Origin of the sequence: Haloarcula sp. KBTZ06 (assembly GCF_048595605.1) — an archaeon.
GTDB classification, from domain to species: Archaea; Halobacteriota; Halobacteria; order Halobacteriales; family Haloarculaceae; genus Haloarcula; species Haloarcula hispanica.
The window spans coordinates 2803922-2823440 of the sequence record NZ_CP184337.1; the positions used below are offsets into that span (position 1 = coordinate 2803922).

19 protein-coding genes are annotated in these 19519 nt (G+C 66.1%); 6 read left to right on the forward strand and 13 right to left on the reverse strand.

The features are described 5' to 3' along the window. The first annotated feature begins 36 nt into the window (after positions 1–36). Positions 37–1260, forward strand: a complete 1224-nt coding sequence (locus tag ACNO8S_RS14645) for a potassium channel family protein (protein WP_420182171.1) — start codon at positions 37–39, stop codon at positions 1258–1260. Between the two features lie 7 nt (positions 1261–1267). Here the strand turns inward: ACNO8S_RS14645 and ACNO8S_RS14650 are convergent, their stop codons facing one another. Further along, positions 1268–1519 (reverse strand): DUF7536 family protein, encoded by a 252-nt coding sequence (locus ACNO8S_RS14650; RefSeq protein WP_420182172.1) that lies wholly within the window; start codon positions 1517–1519, stop codon positions 1268–1270. Between the two features lie 99 nt (positions 1520–1618). Between ACNO8S_RS14650 and ACNO8S_RS14655 the strand changes: the two genes are divergently transcribed. Both ACNO8S_RS14655 and ACNO8S_RS14660 read left to right on the forward strand, forming a co-directional pair. After that, positions 1619–2575, forward strand: coding sequence for a succinylglutamate desuccinylase/aspartoacylase family protein (locus tag ACNO8S_RS14655; protein ID WP_420182173.1), 957 nt, complete (start codon positions 1619–1621; stop codon positions 2573–2575). A gap of 282 nt (positions 2576–2857) precedes the next feature. Then, a complete protein-coding gene (locus ACNO8S_RS14660; protein ID WP_420182174.1) occupies positions 2858–3922 on the forward strand; it encodes a pyridoxal-phosphate dependent enzyme in 1065 nt (354 codons plus the stop codon). A gap of 1 nt (position 3923) precedes the next feature. Here the strand turns inward: ACNO8S_RS14660 and ACNO8S_RS14665 are convergent, their stop codons facing one another. The 3 genes from ACNO8S_RS14665 to ACNO8S_RS14675 form a co-directional block, all read right to left on the reverse strand. Beyond that, entirely contained in the window at positions 3924–4151 is a 228-nt protein-coding gene (locus ACNO8S_RS14665) for a hypothetical protein (protein WP_023843450.1), read from the reverse strand. Between the two features lie 32 nt (positions 4152–4183). Then, on the reverse strand, positions 4184–4390 hold the full coding sequence (locus ACNO8S_RS14670; RefSeq protein WP_420182175.1) for a hypothetical protein: 207 nt from the start codon (positions 4388–4390) through the stop codon (positions 4184–4186). Between the two features lie 258 nt (positions 4391–4648). Continuing rightward, entirely contained in the window at positions 4649–5914 is a 1266-nt protein-coding gene (locus ACNO8S_RS14675; protein WP_420182176.1) for a TiaS agmantine-binding domain-containing protein, read from the reverse strand. Positions 5915–6042: 128 nt separating this feature from the next. Between ACNO8S_RS14675 and ACNO8S_RS14680 the strand changes: the two genes are divergently transcribed. Continuing rightward, positions 6043–7011 carry a transcriptional regulator gene (locus ACNO8S_RS14680; RefSeq protein WP_420182177.1) on the forward strand — a complete coding sequence of 323 codons (969 nt, stop codon included), beginning with the start codon at positions 6043–6045 and terminating at the stop codon, positions 7009–7011. A 58-nt stretch (positions 7012–7069) separates the two neighbouring features. Here ACNO8S_RS14680 and ACNO8S_RS14685 read toward each other — a convergent pair whose 3' ends face one another. Then, a complete protein-coding gene (locus tag ACNO8S_RS14685) occupies positions 7070–7318 on the reverse strand; it encodes a glutathione S-transferase N-terminal domain-containing protein (RefSeq protein WP_420182178.1) in 249 nt (82 codons plus the stop codon). Between the two features lie 86 nt (positions 7319–7404). Then, complete coding sequence (gene pyrE, locus ACNO8S_RS14690; protein WP_420182179.1) at positions 7405–7956, reverse strand: orotate phosphoribosyltransferase; 552 nt, start codon at positions 7954–7956, stop codon at positions 7405–7407. Between the two features lie 86 nt (positions 7957–8042). Here pyrE and glmM point away from each other — a divergent pair, with 86 nt between their 5' ends. Then, the gene (glmM, locus tag ACNO8S_RS14695; RefSeq protein WP_420182180.1) at positions 8043–9422 is read left to right on the forward strand and encodes a phosphoglucosamine mutase; all 1380 of its coding nucleotides are present in this window, start codon (positions 8043–8045) and stop codon (positions 9420–9422) included. Here the strand turns inward: glmM and ACNO8S_RS14700 are convergent. The 6 genes from ACNO8S_RS14700 to ACNO8S_RS14725 form a co-directional block, all read right to left on the reverse strand. Continuing rightward, positions 9407–10558: a DUF7118 family protein gene (locus tag ACNO8S_RS14700; protein ID WP_420182181.1), complete on the reverse strand. Its 1152-nt coding sequence runs from the start codon at positions 10556–10558 to the stop codon at positions 9407–9409. The two genes, glmM and ACNO8S_RS14700, sit on opposite strands and share 16 nt — an antisense overlap. Then, positions 10558–10920, reverse strand: a complete 363-nt coding sequence (hisI, locus tag ACNO8S_RS14705; protein WP_008307361.1) for a phosphoribosyl-AMP cyclohydrolase — start codon at positions 10918–10920, stop codon at positions 10558–10560. The genes ACNO8S_RS14700 and hisI overlap by 1 nt, the downstream gene beginning before the upstream one ends. 47 nt (positions 10921–10967) lie before the next feature. After that, positions 10968–11993 carry an A24 family peptidase gene (locus tag ACNO8S_RS14710; protein ID WP_050037203.1) on the reverse strand — a complete coding sequence of 342 codons (1026 nt, stop codon included), beginning with the start codon at positions 11991–11993 and terminating at the stop codon, positions 10968–10970. 102 nt (positions 11994–12095) lie between these two features. After that, positions 12096–12485 (reverse strand): ferredoxin Fer1, encoded by a 390-nt coding sequence (gene fer1 / locus ACNO8S_RS14715; RefSeq protein WP_004590522.1) that lies wholly within the window; start codon positions 12483–12485, stop codon positions 12096–12098. A 125-nt stretch (positions 12486–12610) separates the two neighbouring features. Continuing rightward, positions 12611–13819: an inorganic phosphate transporter gene (locus ACNO8S_RS14720; RefSeq protein WP_014041572.1), complete on the reverse strand. Its 1209-nt coding sequence runs from the start codon at positions 13817–13819 to the stop codon at positions 12611–12613. A 69-nt stretch (positions 13820–13888) separates the two neighbouring features. Then, on the reverse strand, positions 13889–14809 hold the full coding sequence (locus tag ACNO8S_RS14725; protein WP_014041573.1) for a hypothetical protein: 921 nt from the start codon (positions 14807–14809) through the stop codon (positions 13889–13891). 110 nt (positions 14810–14919) lie between these two features. On the opposite strand from ACNO8S_RS14725, the gene hisA reads away from it, so the two are divergent. After that, complete coding sequence (gene hisA, locus ACNO8S_RS14730) at positions 14920–15654, forward strand: 1-(5-phosphoribosyl)-5-[(5-phosphoribosylamino)methylideneamino]imidazole-4-carboxamide isomerase (protein ID WP_014041574.1); 735 nt, start codon at positions 14920–14922, stop codon at positions 15652–15654. Here hisA and ACNO8S_RS14735 read toward each other — a convergent pair. Beyond that, on the reverse strand, positions 15651–19385 hold the full coding sequence (locus ACNO8S_RS14735; protein ID WP_420182182.1) for a glycoside hydrolase family 97 catalytic domain-containing protein: 3735 nt from the start codon (positions 19383–19385) through the stop codon (positions 15651–15653). The two genes, hisA and ACNO8S_RS14735, sit on opposite strands and share 4 nt — an antisense overlap. Positions 19386–19519: the final 134 nt, after the last annotated feature.

The following is a 19519-nucleotide window of genomic DNA, read 5'->3' on the forward strand; positions in this document are numbered from 1 at the left end:
GGAACGTTTTTGCTCGGGGGCATCGAACCGGCGGCCATGGACCCGACAGGGACGGTCGAGTACGAACCGGTCAGCGTCAAGCAGGTGCTGGCCGAGATGAAAGACACCGCCGAGTTGCTCATCGACCTCTCGTACTCGGCTGTCCTGCTGGGTAGCGACGACGTGGCCGCAGAGGTGTTAGAGTTAGAGGAGAAGATGGACGTACTGCAGTTGCGTGCACGCATGAGCCTCCTGATGGCCTGCCGGTCGACGGCGGACGCGGAGTCGCTGGCCCCCGTCCTGGGGATGGTCGGGGCCGCCGAGAAGATCAGCGACGCGGCCGGCGACATCGCCAAAATAGTGCTAGAGGATATCGGCCTGCCAGACACGATGCGGGCGGCCCTGCCCGAAGCCGTCGAGACGCTCGTGCGGGCGACAATCGGTTCGGACTCCCGACTGACCGGCGATACACTGGGCGGCCTGAACCTCGAAACCGAGACCGGCGTCCGCGCGCTGGCGATCCGCCGGCAGGGGAACTGGCTGCTCAACCCCGACCGGGAGACGCGCCTCGAAGCGGACGACGTGGTGCTGTTCCGTGGCCCCGAGGACGGTATCGCCGAGGTGTATCAGGACGCGACCGGCGACGTGTACGAACCGCCGGAACCACCCGAGGGTGGCGTCCGGGACCTCGAACGCGCCGTCGACTCTATCGTCCTGATGAAAGACATGGGCGAGCTGGCGGTTGACCTAGCCTACGGCGCGGTACTGTTCGACAGCACAGAGGTCGCCGAAGAGGTCGTCGAACTCGAAGCCGAGGTCGACGCGCTGCAGTCCCGCTTCGAGGCCTGGACGCTCCGGGCCGCCGCTGACATCGACGACCCCGTGTCGCTGCGGGGCCTCGTCCACCTGGCCCGGTCGACAGAGGTTATCTCCGACGCCGCACTGGAGATGAGCGAGGGTGTCCTGCGAGGGCTGTCGACGCATCCGGTCGTCGCCGAGGCTGTCCAGGAGTCCGACGAGGTCATCGTTCGGACGACAGTGTACCCCGACAGCGATCTCGCGGGGACGACCATCGGCGACGCGGCGGTCAAGACGGCGACGGGTATGCGGATCATCGCGATACGTCGCGGGGCCGGGGAGAGTGAACGGACCGGGCGCGAGGGCGGCGACTGGGTCGTTTCGCCAGGGCCGGAAACGCAGATTCAGACGGGCGACGTGCTCATCGCGAAGGGGACTCGAACCGGCGGCGGTCGGCTTACAGAACTGGCCGAGGGAAAATAGCGTTTTGCTACTGTCTTGCGAGTCGCACAGCCGACAGGGCCGTGAACAGCGCCGTCAGCAGACCGCCCAGCGACGTCGCGAGAACGAACCCCAGCGCCACGTAGAACCCCATCGGGCGCTGGGTCCCCGGCAGGACGAACAGGGCGAACAGCCCCGCCGTGAACAGGCCGGCGAGTACGAAGCCGATTTTCGCGTTCCGTGGCACGTTCAGCGCCGCGACCATCGCCGCTTTCCCGCTCTGTGGCTCGGACTGGGACACACCTGTCGATAGGGGCGGCGGCCCCAAGATGCCGTCGGTCCGGCGCAACTGCTGGCGAAATCCGAACCAGTAAAGGCTCCCAAGGCAAACGTGGGAACAATGGTTACTTTCGGTACGGCGACCGCCGCCCCCGGTGAGAAAGACACGGGGCGGCTGGAGGTCGGTGAGACCCGCGACGGGTCGACGTTCGGGCTACCGGTCGCCGTCGTCAACGGTGTCGACGACGGACGGACACTCTACATACAGGCGGCCAGCGACGGCGACGAACTGAACGGCGTCGGCGTCATCCAGCGGACGCTCCCACAGCTTGACCCGACGGAGCTGTCCGGGACGATTCTGGTCTGTGGCGTCGTCAACTACCACGCGTTCCAGGTCGCCGAGCACCGCAACCCGATCGACGACACGAAGATGAATCGGGCGTATCCGGGCGACAAAACGGGGACGTCGAGCGAGCGCATCGCCGCGGCGACGTTCAACGCCGCCATCAGCGCCGACTACGTGCTCGACCTGCATCAGGGGTCGACCTCGCGGATGATCGACGAGGTACGGGTCCGGTGTGGCACCCGCCACCGCCTCCACGAGGAGTGTCTCGAACTCGCGAAAGTGTTCGGCTGTGGCTACATCCTCGACCAGAAAGGCCCCGACGGGCAGTTGGCTCGCGCCGCCCCCGACGAGGGCGTGCCGACAATCGACCCCGAACTCGGCGGCTGTGTCGGCTGGGACGAACAGTCCATCCAGCGGGGCGTCGACGGTGTCTTCAACGTCCTGCACTACTACGGCTTCCTCGATGGCCACCATGACACGCGCCCCCAGACCCGCGCCTCCGGATTCGAACAGTACGGCTCCCCCGTCGGCGGCCTCATCGACCTCAAGCCCGACCTCGGCGACCGCGTCGCCCGCGGCGAGACGCTGTTCGAGGTGACCGACGTGTTCGGCGAGCCGAAGGCCGAAATCACCGCCGACTCCAGCGGCGTGTTCTGGCGTGCCCGTCGACTCCCGCAGGTCGCGACCGGCGAGTACGTCTGCTCGGTCGGGACGAACGTCGACACCTACTAACAACCACTTTTTACTTCGGAGGGTGTCCTCGGCCGCGGTGCGGCCTGTGGGCACCCCCCTCGCAAAAACGTGGGGAAAACGCGGGACCTCGCTACGCTCGGTCCCGTGAAACGCGGCGCTTCGCGCCGCGTATGCTCGCTTGCTGACCTGCCTTTCCCCGGGGCGGCCGACGGCGCGGCCGCCCGGCCATCGCTCCGTGCGCTCCGCCAGCCCAGCCGCAGGCACCGACTACCGCGCCACAGACGCCGCCAGCTTTTGGACGGTTCGCCACGGAGCAAGCCCATGCGCACCTGTAGCGTCTGCGACCGGGAGTACCCCCGTGAGGAACCCTGGCGGTGTTCCTGCGGGGCTCCGCTTGATTACGCCAGCCAGCCCCTGCCCGACAGCCGACCGGCGCAGTTCTCGCGGGCCAGCGGCGTCTGGGACTTCGCTGACTTCCTCCCGATGGGTGAGCGGGTCAGTTTAGGCGAAGGCTGGACGCCGCTGGTCGACGCGCCCGAGTGGGACGCCACGTTCAAACTGGAGTATCTCCACCCGACGGGGAGTTTCAAGGACCGCGGCGCGGCGACGGTCATCGCCGAAGCGCTCGGAGTCGGAGCCGACCGCGTGCTCGAAGACTCCTCGGGCAACGCCGGGCTGGCAGTCGCGTCCTACGCGGCACGGGCGGGCCTGGACGCGGAGATATACGTCCCGGCGAGCGCAAAGGAAGCGAAGGTTCGCCGCATCGAACGGACCGGAGCCGACGTGGTCCCGGTCGAGGGGAGTAGAGAGTCCGTAACCGCGGCCTGTATCGACGCCGTCGAGAGTGGGGCGGGCTGGTACGCCAGTCACGCCTGGAACCCCGCGTTCTTCGCCGGGACGGCGACGGCCGCCTACGAAATCGCCGCCCAGAGAAACTGGAGCGTGCCGGACGCCGTCGTCACACCGCTCGGTCACGGGACGCTGTTTCTCGGCCTCTACCGCGGGTTCCGGGCACTGGAGCAAGCTGGATGGACGGACGCTATCCCGCGTATACTGGGGACGCAAGCGGTCGGGTACAGTCCCATCGCCGACGAGGAGGGCAGTACACCGGACGACGCTGCTGCCAACGACCTCGCTGACGGGATCCACATCCGCGACCCGCCGCGTGCCCAGCAAGTACGACACGCCATCGACGAAACCGGCGGTGCCGCCGTCGCCGTCTCCGCGGCGGCAACCGAGCGAGAGCGCGACCGACTCAGTGGGGCAGGGTTTCACGTCGAGCCGACGTGTGCGACGGCGACGGCTGCGCTCCTTCAGTTCAGAGAGCGGGGAGAACTCCAGGACGGTGACGACGTGGTTGTTGCGTTGACCGGACGGAACGACTAACCTACCGCATCAGCAGTGTCGAGACCGGAAAGTCGGCATCGACGGAGAGCCACTGGTCCTCTACGTCTGTCGTGTCGACATCCGGCGCGTAGCAGATGAGTCGCTCACTGCCGTCGGGACGGGAGCGTACCACGGCAGGTAGCGTTCCCTCGTCAACGTCAGCCGCTGCCGTCACCGCACTCGTCGACCGGGTATCGGAGTCCATGTCTCGATTCACGACAGGTATCATTATTGTTACCTGTCGGTTATCGGGCGTAAGGGCTACTGAACGTCGTCAAGCGGAACGAGAAGGTCCGACGAAACGGCCAGCCAGTTCCCTTCCAGTTCGGAGGGCGTGCTGCCGGGCGGATACAGGATCGAGCGCTGGCCGCCGCCCGCAGCCGGCTCGTGTTCGACAGTCAATAGCTTCTCGGCGGCCTCGCCGTCCGTCGTATTTCGCCGCTGGGTGTCTGCCCCTTCGGTGCTCATGGCCGCACATAACGGTATATCAATATTGTTATCCGTAGTCTAAATCGAGGTATATCCCCGTATTACCGGAATATTCGTGGTGCTTACTCGACGGTAGCCGGTTCGAACCAGATAGAAGACAGGACCAGGGCCACGATTGATTGTCGGGTGGGATGTTTACGCGACGATGTCACACCGCATTCGAATTGTTGTCGCTCATTTCCGCATAAGTCGTCCCCGAGGTCGAGAGAGACCGGTACACCGCGACGCTAATCCGTCTCAGCGGGACGGGTGAGTGGGTGCGTCGAACCCGCCACGGACCAGCGGCTTGGCGATGTGGCGGCGCGCGACCGGCGGCACTTCGTACCAGCCGCGTTCCAGTCCCCGCTCTATTGACTGCTCGGTCTTGCCGTCGGCGCTGGTACCGCAGTCCCGACACCGATAGCCCTGGTTCCGGCCGGCAGATTTCATCGACCGCCCACAGTCCGGGCAGTCCGGCGTCACGGGTTCCGTCCGAACGAGTTCCCGAGCCGCGAACTTCTCCAGTTTGAGCGTGCCGTCGGTCACTTCGCCACAGGCGGTGATTCGGTCGCCCACCCTGAGCGAGCGGACCCGATCGCGAAAGCCCTTTGTCGGCTCGAAGGCCGCACAGTCGAGGGTCGTATCGTCGCCCTCGAGCGTAACGAACACATGCCCGCCCTCCCGCGTTTCGGGGGCGTCGACCACGTCGCCGGTGACGCGGTAGGCGCTGTCAGCCGTGACCGCGTCGACAGCGGCGTCCTGTAGATGGACGTCCGTCCCCTGGTTCGTCACGAACGTCGCTCGCCGGGCGATGGGTTCGCTGTCGATCGCGTCGGCGACAGCGCGACAGGCGTCGGGGTCGTCGCCGCGGATTCCGTAGAGAATCGGACACGGCGTCCGGGGAACGCAGACCGGATAGCCCGATGCACGGTCGACAGTGTCCCACACGTCGGGGTAGTACTCGGCCGCCACGGCGCGGACGCTCTCGCCGTCGACCGCCCGCTCAGTGCCCCACCGGTCTTGCTCCCGGTAGGCGATGTGTTCGTAGGTCCAATCCGACAGCGCGGCCCAGGCCCCGACCGCCGCGAGCGCGCCGACGAGGCCGCGGCCGTTGCCCCGCTGGCAACGGGCGAACCCGACCACGTCAGCTAGCGTCATCGCGGCCATCGGGTCCTGTATCGACTGGATTGTCTCGCAGGCGAACGTTGCGACCTGCGGTGGGACGTCTTCGGGGTCGCAGTCCGCGACGATAGCGCCGGGGTTGGTCCGCGGGTCGTCGGTCTCGGCCATGTCGAGCACGTCCTCGGCCAGTTCAAGCGCCGTGTCGGCGTCGAGGTCCGTATGCACTGCCAGCGCCGCGTTCCCGCGGGTCTTGTGCTCGACGGCGGGGTTCAGTCGAACGAGGAGCAGTCGCTCGACGGTCCCCCCGGCGTCGCGTATCGCCTCCGCGAGGGTGGCGGCGGCGTAGGTCGTACACATCCCCCGCTCGCGCGAGTCCGTATCATCGAGGCCGACGACAGTCACAAGCGCCTGTAGCCCCGAAACGGTCAAACCCCTTTCGTCACGCTGTCGATAGGAGCCTGAGAGGTCAACGAACGGCGCAATGCATATAATGGGTGAACGGTCTAGACTCAGTAGAGGTACAGAGTACTATGTCACGGTCGGCGCTGGTGGAAAACGTCATGGCGATGCTCGAAGACGCTGGCTTCCTCGTCAGCGACCGCTGTGCGATTCGTCCGAAGAGTTTCGACATCGCTGCCCGTCGCGGTGAGGACGTGTTGCTCCTGAAGATACTGGGCAACATCGACGCCTTCGACGCACAGACAGGGGGCGAGATGCGGCGACTGGGCACGTACCTGAATGCTACACCGATCGTGGTCGGACTCCGGACCCGTGACGAGGAACTGAAACCCGGCGTCGTCTACTTCCGCCACGGCGTCCCCGTGCTGTCGCCCGACACCGCGATGGACCTGTTCGTCGAGGAGGTCCCACCGCTCATCTACGCCGCTCCGGGCGGACTCTACGTCAACATCGACTCGGAGATTCTCGCCGACGTGCGCGAGGACCGCGACTGGTCGCTGGGCCGCTTGGCGAAGGAACTGGGCGTCTCCCGGCGGACGGTCTCAAAATACGAGGACGGAATGGACGCCTCCGTCGAGGTAGCCGCCGAACTCGAAGACCTGTTCGACGCGCCGCTGACCTCGCCGGTGAGCGTCCTCGACGGCGCCGAGGAAGTCCGTGACGACGAGCCGACACCGGACGACCCCGCCGTCGCACCGGAAGACGAGCCGATTGTGACGGTATTCACCCGTATCGGCTTCGAAGTCCACCCGACGGACCGCGCGCCCTTCAAGAGCGTCAACGAGAGCGACGACGAGCACGGGCAGGTCCTTGCCGGTCACTCGGCGTTCACCGAGACGGCCGAGAAGCGAGCCCGCATCATGTCCTCGGTCGGCGAGGTAACCCGGACTCGGTCGGTGTACGTCGTCGACGAACTCCGGCGGGAGTCCGTCGAGGGGACCGCGCTCATCGAAAAAGAGGAGATGGAGAACATCGAGGACGCCATCGACCTGCGCGACCTCATTATGGAGCGCGGCGAGGACCGCGAGGAAGTCGCCTGAGCGGGCGCTCTCAGTCTTCGCTGTCACGTAAAAACGAGAACCACCGCAAGCGCCGAGTCTACTGCCCGTACGTCTCTTCGAGGTACTCGACGATGTCGTCGGATTCAGGCATTCCGTCGACGCCGTTGTCCTCGTCGACGAGGACCGGAACGCCCGTCTGGCCCGAAACCTCCTTCACTTCGGTCCGCTCGCCGTGGGACCGCGGGACCATGTGGGACTCGTAGTTGAGGCCCAGCTCGTCGAGTTTCTTGATTACCTTCGCACAGTACGGACACCCCTCGAGTTCGTAGAGTTCGAGATTAGCCATTTGCACTCGTGGGTAGGCGAGCCAGCGTCAAGAACACATCGGTGGTGTGTCCCGACCGCGCACCGTCGACAGCGATGCCGCTCGCGCTACACGTCGATATCGTCGGGCGCGTCGGCCAGCAGGTCCGACGCCGTCACGAGCGAGGACAGTTCGAGGTCGTGGTCGGCGAGGTTCTCGCTGGCCCCCTCCTCACGGTCGACGACGACGAGCACGCGATTGACGACAGCGCCGGCCTCGCGGAGCGCCTCGGCGGCGTCGACCGCGCTCTGGCCGGTCGTCGCGATGTCCTCAATGATGATGACCTCCTCGCCGTCGGTCAGGTCCCCTTCGATTCGGTTGCCCGTGCCGTACTCCTTGGCCTGCTTGCGAGCGATGACGTAGGGGATGCCCGTCTCGACACTGGTGACTGCGACCAGCGGGACCGCGCCGAGGGCGACGCCGGCGAGCGTGGCGTCGGTGTCCCACTCGGCGATGCGCTCGGCGAAGGCCGCGGCGATACGGTCCAGACAGTCGGGGTTGGTCTCGAAGACGTACTTGTCAACGTAGTAGTTCGACGTGCCGCCGTGGGAGAGTTCGAACTCCCCGAACTTGACGGCGTCAGCGTCCCGCAGTGCCGCGATGAGGTCGTCGTTTGCCATACGGTCACTGCACGGTCACGGGGCTAATGACTGTTGAATTCGGACAGCGACATTCCTAAGCCCCTCCGCATCAGACACTCGCTCGAATGCAAGTGTTCGGGTCGAGTGGCGTCCGAGGTGTCGCGGGCGATGAGCTGACACCGCGGTACGTCCTTCGGGTTGCACAGGCCGCCGGGGACGTCTGGCGTGACGACCACGACCGCGTCGCGATCGCCCGGGATACGCGGACGACCGGGCGGACGTTTATCAACGCCGCGACAAGCGGGCTGACGGCCGTCGAGTTCGACGTCGACCGCCTCGGCGTCGTGCCGACACCGGGGTTGCAGGCCTACTGCGAGCGTGAGTCGGTCCCGGGCGTGATGATTACCGCGAGTCACAATCCGGCCGCGTACAACGGCGTGAAGCTCATCGGCGCGGACGGCGTCGAACTGACGCGGGACACGCTCGACCACGTCGAGCAGTCCCTCCGGGACGACACCCCGACCTACGCGGACTGGGAGACAGTCGGGTCCGACACCGCCATCGACAGTGCTCGCCGCCGCTACCGCGAGCAGGTGCTGTCTGCCGTCGACCGCGACCGCATCGCCGACGCCGACCTCACTGTCGTCGTCGACCCCGGCCACGGCGCTGGCTCGCTGACGAGCCCAGACCTGTTCCGCGAACTCGGCTGTGAGGTCCACACCGTCAACACCCAGCCCGACGGCCACTTCCCCGGCCGCGACCCCGAACCCGTCGCCGAGAACCTCGGAGACCTCCGGGCGTTCGTCCGCGCGACCGACGCCGACCTCGGATTCGCCCACGACGGCGACGCCGACCGCGGGATGTTCGTCGACGAGACCGGGACCCATATCGAAGGTGACGCCGCACTGGCCGCGCTCGCGGCGGCGAAAATCGAGTCGGGCGACGGCGTCGTCTCGGCGGTCAACGCCTCCCAGCGGCTGGTCGACGTCGTCGAGGACGCCGGCGCGACCCTCTCGCTCACCCCCATCGGCTCGACGTACATCGTCAGCCGCATCCGCAAACTGCAGGACGAGGGGACCCACGTCGCGATTGCCGGCGAAGGCAACGGCGGCATCCTCTTCCCCGACTACCGCATCGCCAGAGACGGGGCGTTCACCGCCGCGAAGTTCCTCGAACTCGTCGCCGAGCGGCCCGCGAGCGAGGTGGCCGCGGACTACGACGACTACTACAACGTCCGGCGAAACCTCGAATACGAGACCGAAGACGAGCGCGAAGCGATGCTCGAAGGCATCGAGGCCCACGCGAACGACGCGACGGCCGACCTCGACACGACGGACGGCTATCGCCTCGACTACGGCGACGGTTGGGTGCTCGCCCGACCGTCCGGCACGGAGCCCGTCGTCCGGGTCTACGCCGAAGCGCGCACGCTCGACCGCGCCGAAGAGCTGGCCGAAACGATGGTGAGGCGAGCAACCCAGCAGGCTGACACTTACAGCGGCGAATAAGTCTCCAGCGCGTCGTCGATAGCTGCCCTGGCCTCGCGGGCGGTCGATAGTTCCTGCTCGACAGCACCGCTTGCCAGCCGTTCACGCTCGGATTCTGTGAGGTCTGCCCGAGCGACAGCGCTCTCGCGAAGCCGCTCGTAGTCATCCCGCTCCGCGAGTCCACGTACCTCCCGTAGCGCCGCGACGACTGACTCGTCGGCGAACCGGGCGACGACCGAGCGGTACTCTCGGCAATACCACGGCAGGGCGTCGGCCGACGGCGGCGGCCAGTCGATCCGCACCGGCTCGGCGTCGAGTCGCCGGAGGTACGTCTGCCGGGTGGCGACGGCGCTCCGTAGCGCCGCGGCGTCGTCGACGTAGTGGTCCAGCTTCGAGGCGGAGTAGTCGGCGTACTCCAGCAGTTTCGGAATCGGCTCGGTCCCGGCGTCGTGCTCGCGAACGTACGTCAGCAGTTCCGCGGGTGGGGACCGGAACTCGACCAGCGGGTACGCGTCCGACCGATCGATAACTGCCAGCGCGTCCTTAGCCGGCGTATTGCGGCGAAACTCGGTGAACGCCTCTGAGACGGCGTCGTTGTAGCGCTCGATGGGGTCACGGAGATGCTCGACCGGGGCATCGAGATCGGCGTCGCCGAGACGCTGGAGGCGTTCCAGGTCGTCGATGCGGTCGCTCAGTTCGTCGCGTCGACGGTTCGCCTCGGTCCGGGCTTTCTTGTACTGCTCGCGTGCGTCGTCGAGTTCGTCGAGTCGCCCGACGAGGTCGCCGATGGGCGACAGCATCTCGCGGGCCTGCTCGAAATCGCCCTCGGTGAGTCGCCGCTGCTGGAGGAAATCGTCGATTTCTTCGAAGGTATCGCGCTCGGGCAGATCCTCGGGGAGATCGTCGGTCAGCGTCCCGACCCGGCCCTGAAACTCCATGAACGCCTCGAAGTCGCCGCCGCCGGTCGCCCGGCCGTCGTAGCTGTCTAGCAGGTTCCACAGCTCGCTGTAGATGTCACGGCAGTCACGCAACGCGTCGGCACCGACCTCCTCGACACGCGTCTGCGCTCGGTCGTGCGCCTCGGCGGCCTGTTCGAGGTTCTCGACGGCGTCGGGGGTTCCTGCACTGCTTTCGATCTCAGTATCGGATCGCGCCATCAGTAGACGTCGTCCGGGTCAAACACTTGCTCACCGACCGTCTCGCCGTCGACAGTCCGGTGGAAACAGGACTCGTAGCCGGTGTGGCACGCCCCGCCGGTCTGGTCGACGACGTACAGCAGCGCGTCCCCGTCGCAGTCGACCCGCACCTCTTCGACGGCCTGCGTGTGGCCACTCGTCCCGCCCTTGTGCCAGAGTTCGTCGCGGCTCCGCGAGTAGTAGTGGGCCTCCCCCGTCTCTCGGGTCTTCCGCAGCGCTTCCTCGGTGACGTAGGCGAGCATGAGTACCTCGCCGGTGTCGGCGTCCTGTGCGACAGCGGGGATGTACTCCTGCTCGTCGAACGCGAGGTCGACCTCGGTCATACTCGGGCGGAGGCGTGTCCGAAAAATAGGTCTTCTGCTACCGGGGGTCACGCGAGCCCAACAGCCTGCAACAGCGAGAACAGCACGTCGCCGTAGGTGAGCGAGACGACAAGCCCGGCGAACATCGGGACGAGGAACGGAATCCCGGGCGAAATCCACACCTCGTCCTGTTCGGCGAGCACGTCCAGTCCGTCACGGAGCTGGGCCGGCGACGTGCCGTAGGCGGAGTGGTCGATGTCGTCTAAGAACTGCTCTGCACCCCACGGATCGTCGATGTGGTCGGGACGGTCGGTCTCATCGGCCCCGGCGTCACGGTTTGCCGGCTCGTCCACGTCGTCGGCCACCGGGTCGCCGCCGTCGGTCGCCAGGGAACCGTCGCCGGGGTCGTTCGGGACCGCCGGGATGGAGGTCGGCAGCCGATGCTGCTCGGGATCGGCACGGATGTCAGCAAGCGAGCAGCCGCGCCACTGGAGGTACATCCGGAGGGCGTCGAGGTCGAGGCCGCCGCGGTCGAAGCCGTCGGGGGATTCGAGCAGGCGGCCGTACTCCTCGGTGACGTTGGCGGCGGCGACGGGCCGCCCGATGAACATCGCCAGCGAAAAACGACCACGGGCGAGGTTCCCGGCAGCGACGGCAAGCGGGTAGACGATGCCAGCAAGCACGGTGTTCGAGAGAATCGTCAGCGAGAACACGCCGATAGCGCTCTGCTGGAGCGGGAGCGCGACGCTTGGCATTGGCAGGTAGTACACCGGATAGACGGGAAAGAGGACGGCGACGAGCATGAACGCCTTCGCGTCGGCCCCGCCGAACCCGCCGATGAGCCAGAAACCGTACGACAGCGGAACGACGAAGCCGAGACTGATCGCGACTCTGATGAAGAACAGCCGCTGGCCGACCGCTGTCGGGCCGGCCCAGACGGTGTAGGCGTCCCACAGCAGGAGCACGACCGCCAGCACGGCAAGCGGGGTCCAGGTCCGGTTGGGCACCCGGCGGGTTTTCACGTCGCGGTAGGCCGCCCACCCGAACACCGGGACGGCGACCAGCCGAAGCAGGTCCGGTATCGACCCAAGCACGGCTGTACGCAATACAGGGGTACCCCTAATGGTTCCGATACGACGGCTGTCGAAGGCAGTCGCTGCTGGAAGAAGAAAGTGTAGTGCGCTGCAGGAGCCGCGTTAGATGACGCGGTTCTGCAGGTAGTCGAGGTGCTTGGCGTTGTAGACGATCTTGACCTCGTCGGCGTCCGGGCTGCCGATACAGGTCAGGCGAACGTTTTTGTCTTCGACTTCCTCGTCGCTGAGGATCTGCTGCATGTCCATGTCGATGTCGCCTTCGAGAACGATGGCGGCACAGTTCGCACAGGCACCGGCGCGACACGAGAAGGGCCAGTCGTAGCCCTGCGCCTCGGCGGCTTCCAGGATGTACTCGCCTTCGTTCACCTCGAGGGACCCGTAGTCCTCACCGTCGAGGTCCATATCTGACGCCTCTGCGAAGACGTCGTCGTCGTACATGTCCCAGCCGTTATCGTCCACTACTTCGTAGTTAAGGTACTCTACCGTGGGCATCACCTGATTGGTTCGAACCCCGCCCTGTTAGACTTTGCCCTTCGGTTTTAGGCCGTGCAAAATAATGAGGGACAACGCGGGGATTCGTCGGAAACCGACGACAGCTGTTCGGGACCGATCACCGCTCAGGCAATCGGCAAAAACTTGAATACCAGATACGCCGCGAGCGTCGCGATCGAGGGGACGATGTTCTGAAGGAAAATCACTCTGGCGGTGGTCCCGGGTTCGAACAGGTCCGACGCCGACGGGATGTCCTCCCGCGATTCCTCGCCGATGGGTTCGGTCTCGGCCGGCTTCGGCGTCCCCTTTTTCCCGCCGACAGTCGGCGCATCCGCGGCTTCCGCGTCGGTGGTCAGCGCACCGACAGACGCGACGGGCGTCTCGCCCTGCACAGTGTCGGAGAGGCTCGTCGTTCGCGTTGCACGGCCCCAGCCGAGCCCGACGATGCTCATCGTGGCGATGATGACGAAACTCGCCGGAATACCCAGCGCGGAGAGGAAGGTGACGATGGTGGAGGCAACTGCCGCAACCACGATGGCGGCGACCAGCGGGAGGTCGGTCAGGTCGTTGCCGACCGTGTCCATCGTTCGACGGGCGATGGTAAAGGCACCGAGGCCGATAGCGCCACCGCCGAGCAGGATAGCCGGGTACATATCTAGCGAGCCGTTCCCCACGAGGGGGGCGACGGCGTTGGCAACGTTCGACGCGCCCGCCGAGAAGGCCATGTAACAGCCGATACCGATGACGACGACGGTCCCGACGAACTCACGCGGTGTCGTGTTCTCCCCAAGTGACGGCCGTGGAATCGAACCGGACCGGTCGAAATCCAGTAGCGACCCCTCGCTCTGGGAGACAGCGAACCACTCGACGAGGCGCGGGTAGAAGTACCGGCCGATGACCCCGCTGACCCAGAAGGCGATGATCGGGGAGACGAGCCACCACGAGACGATTTCGAGCATCAGGGCGGCGTTTAGCGTCCCGCGAGCGAGGCCGAGACCGGCGATAGCGCCGACAGCCGTCATCGAGGTCGACGCCGGGACGCCGACCACGTTCGAGAGAAACAGCGCGACGCCGATGAAAAACAGCACGACAATGCTGATGAGCGGGGAGAAGGCGGTCTCGACGAGGTCACTCCCGAGGCTTTCGACGACTTCCGGGCCGACGATGAGTCCCCCAGCCAGCGCGAAGATGGTCATCAGGGCCGCCGCGGACAGTTTCGAAAGCGTATCTGACCCGACTGCAGGCCCGAACGCGACACCCGTCGAAGAGCCCCCGATATTGAACCCGACGAAGATAGCCACCAGAACACCGAGGGCAAAGAGAACTTCGACCATACAGGTGCCAGTCCCTCACTGGGTTAAAACGTACCGAACGGGTAATGTGCCAAGCGACGGCGACCGCCGCTACGACGACCGCTCGTCCGAGCCACCGTCGTCGGTGTCAGACTTGCCACCCTCGTCAGCGAGGTGCTCGTCGTCGGCCGGCATCGTCTCCTCGACCTCCGCCGCGGTCTCCTCGACTTCGTTCGCCGTTTCCTTGGCCGCTTCGACCTCGTCGGTGACCGATTCGGCGGTCTGCTTCGCATCGCTGGTCTTGTCTTTGACCTCCGTGGTCTTGTCTTTCACTTCGGTCGTCCTGTCTTTCGCTTCCGTCGCCTTGTCCTTGACTTGGGTCGTCTTGTCTTTCACTTCGGTCGTCTTGTCCTTGACTTGGGTCGTCTTGTCCTTGACCTCGGTCACCTTCTCGGCGGCGTCCTCGTCGCCGGTCTCGGTCGCAGTCTGTTCGACTTCGTCGGCCGTCCGCTCGACTTCGTCCGCGGTCTGCTCGACCTCGTCGACGGTCTCCTCCACTTCGTCCGCTGTCTGCTCGACCTCGCCGGCCGTCTGCTCGACTTCGTCCGCGGTCTGTTCGACATCTTCGGCGGCCTCGTCGACAGTCTCGGCCGCGTTTTCGACCTCGTCGGCGGTCGTCTCCAGTTCCTCGGCTGTCGTTTCCAGTTGCTCGGCGGCCTCTTCGAGTTCAGCGGCCTTCGTGGCGACGTCCTCGTTCGTCCGTTCGAGGACGTTCGCGAGGACGAGGAACTGTAGCAAGCCGACGACGACGAACGCCGAGATGGCGACACTGGCGGCGGTCGCAAGCACCGACACCGTGCCGGCACCGAGCGGGAGAACACCGAACGCGGCCAGCCCCCAGGCCAGCGCCAGGCCGACGGCGACGACCATCACGGCCTGTTCGAAGAGCTGGTACTCGCGCTCGTACGGCCCGAACATGATCGCTTCGAGCCGACGGGCGAGCGGTGTGAGGACGAGTGTAGCAGTAACCATGTCGGACCTTTCCCATCACGCCGTAAAAGGATGGGGGTGAATTTGTGCAGACAGCCGTCCGTACACGGTGGACCGACACGCTTTCGACGGCCGCCGCCGGACCACCGGCCATGTACCCCGAATTCGAGGTCGTCCCCGCGGTCGACATGCAGGACGGACAGGTGGTCCAGCTGGTCGGCGGCGAACGCGGCACCGAAAAAACCTACGGCGATCCGGTCGAGGCCGCACAGCGGTGGGTCGACGCCGGCGCGCGGACGCTCCATCTCGTCGACCTCGACGGCGCGTTCGAGGGCGAGCGACGGAACGCGGCGGCCATCGACGCCGTCCTCGACGCGGTGGGAGCCGACGTGGACGTGCAACTCGGCGGCGGCATCCGAACCGCCGAGGACGCCGTCTCGCTGCTCGACCGCGGGCTTGACCGCGTCATCCTCGGCACGGCGGCCGTCGAAACGCCGGAGATCGTCCGCGAAATCAGCGACGAACACCCCGGTAGTGTGCTCGTGAGCCTCGACGCGAAGGACGGCGAGGTGGTCGTCTCCGGATGGACCGAAGGCACTGGTCTGGACCCCGCCGACGCCGCCGAGCGGTACGCCGACCTCGGGGCCGGCGGCATCCTCTTCACCGACGTGGATGTCGAGGGGCAGCTCGAGGGGGTTCGGACCGACCCGGTTCGCCGACTGGTCGACAGCGTCGACATCCCCGTCGTCGCCAGCGGCGGCGTGGCAACCATCGACGACGTGCTCGCGCTTCGGTCGGCCGGGGCCGCCGCCGTCGTCGTCGGGAGCGCGCTCTACGAGGGGCAGTTCACGCTCGACGCGGCGATTGACGCGCTCGCCGAGGATTAATCGAGCGGGACGAACGGCAGCGTCGCCCGCGAGTCGGCACTGTAGGCCAGCGCGTCGGCCTGACTGACGCTCTCCGGTGTCGTCAGGTCCATAATTCGCGGTGCGTTCTCGACTGCACCGGGCTTGGCACCGCCGAAGACGTAGCCCCCGGCTTCTTCGGCGACTGGCCGGAGCGACCCGCGGTCCTCCGACTGCACCATCGCGACGACTTCGAGGTCCGCCGCGTCCGCGCCGCCGACGGCCTCGCGGTCGAGGCTGAGCGTGACTGTCCCCGCGTCCACGTCGACGGTCTCGCCGAGGGAGACCGCGTCCCCGTCGGCGTCGGTCAGCGTCGCACCGCTGGCGTCGACCGCGCTCTTTGAGAAGCCGCTGATTTCGATGCGGTACTGCCACGGGGCCTCGAAGTCGACGGTCGCGCCGAGGTCGTCGAGGCTGGTCGTCGACCCGCTGTCAGCGCTCGGGTCGCGCAGCCAGAGGACGAACCACTGCGGCGAGAAGCCGCGGCTACTGCCGAAAGCGTTGTAGAGAGTCGCCACCTTGAAGGTGAAGCGATGGAGGCTCGGTGTCTGTTCGACCGTCAGCGACTCCAGGTCGAACGCGCCGTCCTCGAAGTCACCGCTGGTCGGATACGTGTACGCACCTGGGCCGGTGTCGTCGCCGGACGGGTCGGCGAGTTCGGCCACCGTCGCCGGCGGCTTGACCGTCACCGTTCCGCTGGCGAGCGTCGTGCCGTCCGGGAGCGCGACTGACACGTCGTAGTCGCCGGCCGTGTCGATGCTGTAGCCGAACTCGTAGGTGGCGTCGCTTGTGTTGGGCGGGAAGCGGACGTTCGCTGTCCTGACAGTCTCGCCGTCGACGCGGAGCGTCACCGTGGTCCCGCCGATGAACGCCCCGTCGTTGCGCCCGGTGGCCCGAATGAACGGCTCCTGGATGAACACCTCGTCGCCGATGGTGACGTCGAAGTCCTGTGCTGGCCGCTCGTACGCCGGCAGATCGTTGATTTCCTGCCCCGTCGCGCGTTGGAAGCGGACGGCCGTCCCGCCGCTGCCGACCATCGACGCGAGCAGAGTCGTCCCCGGTGTGACGATGGCCTCGTCGACGCGAACGTCGGTCAGGTTCTCGTCGTAAGCCGCGTCGATGCCATCGGAATAGATTTCGGCGACGTACTTCGGGCCGTTGGGGCCGTTACCGTTGCCCGTGCCGTTCTTCTTGCCGTTGCCGCTGGCTTCGTTCGTCCCGTTCTTCTCGCCGTTGTCGTTCCCCGGCCCCTGTCCGTTGCTGTCCGAAGCAGGCGAGAGGAACTCCAGGGACACGTCGATGGCGCGGCCGCCCTCGTCGGTCATCGAGCCGAGATACCACTCGTCGTCTTTCTGCCGTGCAGTGACCATGTAATCGCCGATTTCGGCGTCGAGGACGCGTGTGTCGTCCCAGCCTGCGGCCGGAACGTCCTCGATGAACTGGAACTCCTCGACGGTTTCGCCGCGGATGGGCGGCGTCTCGGGTTCGGGCATCGATTCGCCGGGTTCGGTAACGGCGACAGCGTCAAGGTTGAAGCCGCCAGTGTCCTCGCTGGTCAGCGAAAGGGCAATTTCGTCCTCGTCGCCGGACAGCGAGACGGTCGTCGAGACACTCTCCCAGACGTCCCAGTACTCGGTGGGCGGGAACGTGAGGTGGCCGGCCTCGCTGCCGTCGACCAGCACCGTCGCGGTGCGGTCGGTGTCCGCGCCGACGGCGTTCTCCTCGGCGTCGCTGGCGTACCGGAAGTGAACGTCGTACTCGCCCTCGCCCGCGTCCTCGACGGTCCAGGAGACGGTCGCACCGGGCGCGGCGCTGTTGGGGTCGATGGCGACGTACTGCTCGCCCTGGGCGTTGGCCCAGCGGGCGGCCGTCGAGAAGCCCTCGATGTCGCCCCACTCGGCCTGGGCGACCTCGCCGACGGCGGCCGTCGACGGCTGGTCGGCCAGATAGGAACTGGGTAGGTCGGCGGCCATCTGGAGGCCGCTGAAGTATGTCGGGTACATCGCCAGTTGCTTGGCGCGCGTGGTCTCGATGCCGCCCGACCCCGAGTCCATGTCGAAGATGCCCGGCGTGTACTCGACCGGCCCGCCCAGCATCCGCGTAAAGGGGAACGTGACGTGGTGTTCGGGGCTCACGTCGCCGAAGGAATCGTACTCCTGACCTTTGACCCCCTCGCGGGTCATCAGGTTCGGGTAGGTCCGCCGGCGGCCGGTCGGGTGAATCGGCTCGTGTATATCGAGCATCTGTCGATTGGCCGCCGCCGTCTCGGCGACCAGCGTGTGGTGGTTGACCAGTATCTGGTTGTGGTGGCTGTAACGCTCGCCCGCAAGGTCACCGCTGTCGGAGACGTAGCCGTTCTTGATGGTCCGGATTCCGAGGTCATCGTACAACGAAAATGCCTCGTCGAGCTGTGATTCGTAGTTCCGGAAGTCCCCGGCCGTCTCGTTGTGCATCGTCATCTGGGTCGGCGGGTCGAGGCTCGCGCCGTAGTCGGTCACTTCCGCCAGATCGAAGTCCGGATACGGTGTGGAGAAATCGAAACTGCTGCCATCGCCCGGATAGCTCGACCAGCCCTCGTTCCAGCCCTCGACGAGGACGCCGGGGATGTCGTGCTCGCTGGCGAAGTCCATGTACTGCGTGGCGCGGCCGGTCTGTGCGCCGTGGTTGCCGGAGGTCTCCCCGGTGTACTCCCAGTCGGCGCGGCCGGTTATCATCAGCCACCAGACGCCGATGAACTTCTGGGGCTCTATCCAGTCGATGCCCTGCGTGAACACCTCCTCGTCGTAGTCTTCGTTGAGGTTCACCACCAGATTCGACTCGACGAGGTCGCCGGCGCTGGTCCCCACCTGAACTGTTCGCCATGGGGTGACGTGCGGGGCCGACGCCGACACCTTGGTCCCGTCGGGTAGCGGTGCGAGCGTCGACTCGAAGGTCGTGTCGCCGGCGTCCGATGGCGTGAGCGCGAGCGAGGCGTAGTCCGTGAGGTCGGCCTCGTGGACGGCGAGGTGACGGCCGTCGTCGGTTCGCATCGTCATCGGCGTGTGGACGCCGTCGAAGCCAGTGCCGTCGAGTTCGCCGGCCACCTCGCTCAGCGGCGTCTCCTCGTACTCCACCTCGAAGTTGTTGTAGTCGTTGGGAATCCACCACGAGGTGTAGTCCCCGGCGAAATTGTACTCGGTCCGCTCGGATGTGACGACGAACTGGTCGCCGAAGGGCTCCCCGAAGATGAATCGGAAGCCGACGCCGTCGTCGAACACCCGGAAGACGAGCGTCCCGAACCGCTCCGCCCCGGTCGACTCCGCGACCCCCAGCCGGAGTTCCGTGTACCGCTCGGTGATTTCGTCGTAACGGTCCCATACTGGTGTCCAGGACGTATCGACCTCGGTTCGCTCGCTCCCGGTGACGGCCAGACCCGAACGGAACGGGTCCTGATTCCGGAACTCGAAGCCCAGTTCGGACTCCCCAATGAGCGTCGTCCCGTCGTGTGCGACCTCGTATGTTGCCACACCGTCGCTGACATCGACAGTGAGTGTTACTGCCCCGTCGGGTGACGAGACAGTCTGTGTGGCCGAGTCGTCGCCCGCTGTCACCTGTGCGGCAGCGTCGTCGGAGACGGAGACCGAGAACGCCGACGCGGCCAGCAGCGAACCGACCCCACCGAGGAACTGTCTTCGGCTCGGGTTAGATTTGGGCTGTGATTCTTCTTCAAACATCGAGTCGTTCCTCCCGCGGATAAGTAATAAAAGTTCACCTAGATTGCATACCAGTTGGTCAATGAATCAGTGAACACCATCGGAATATCGCGTTGGAGTCGAAATAGGGAGGTGACTGTGGAGAGGTAGCTGAA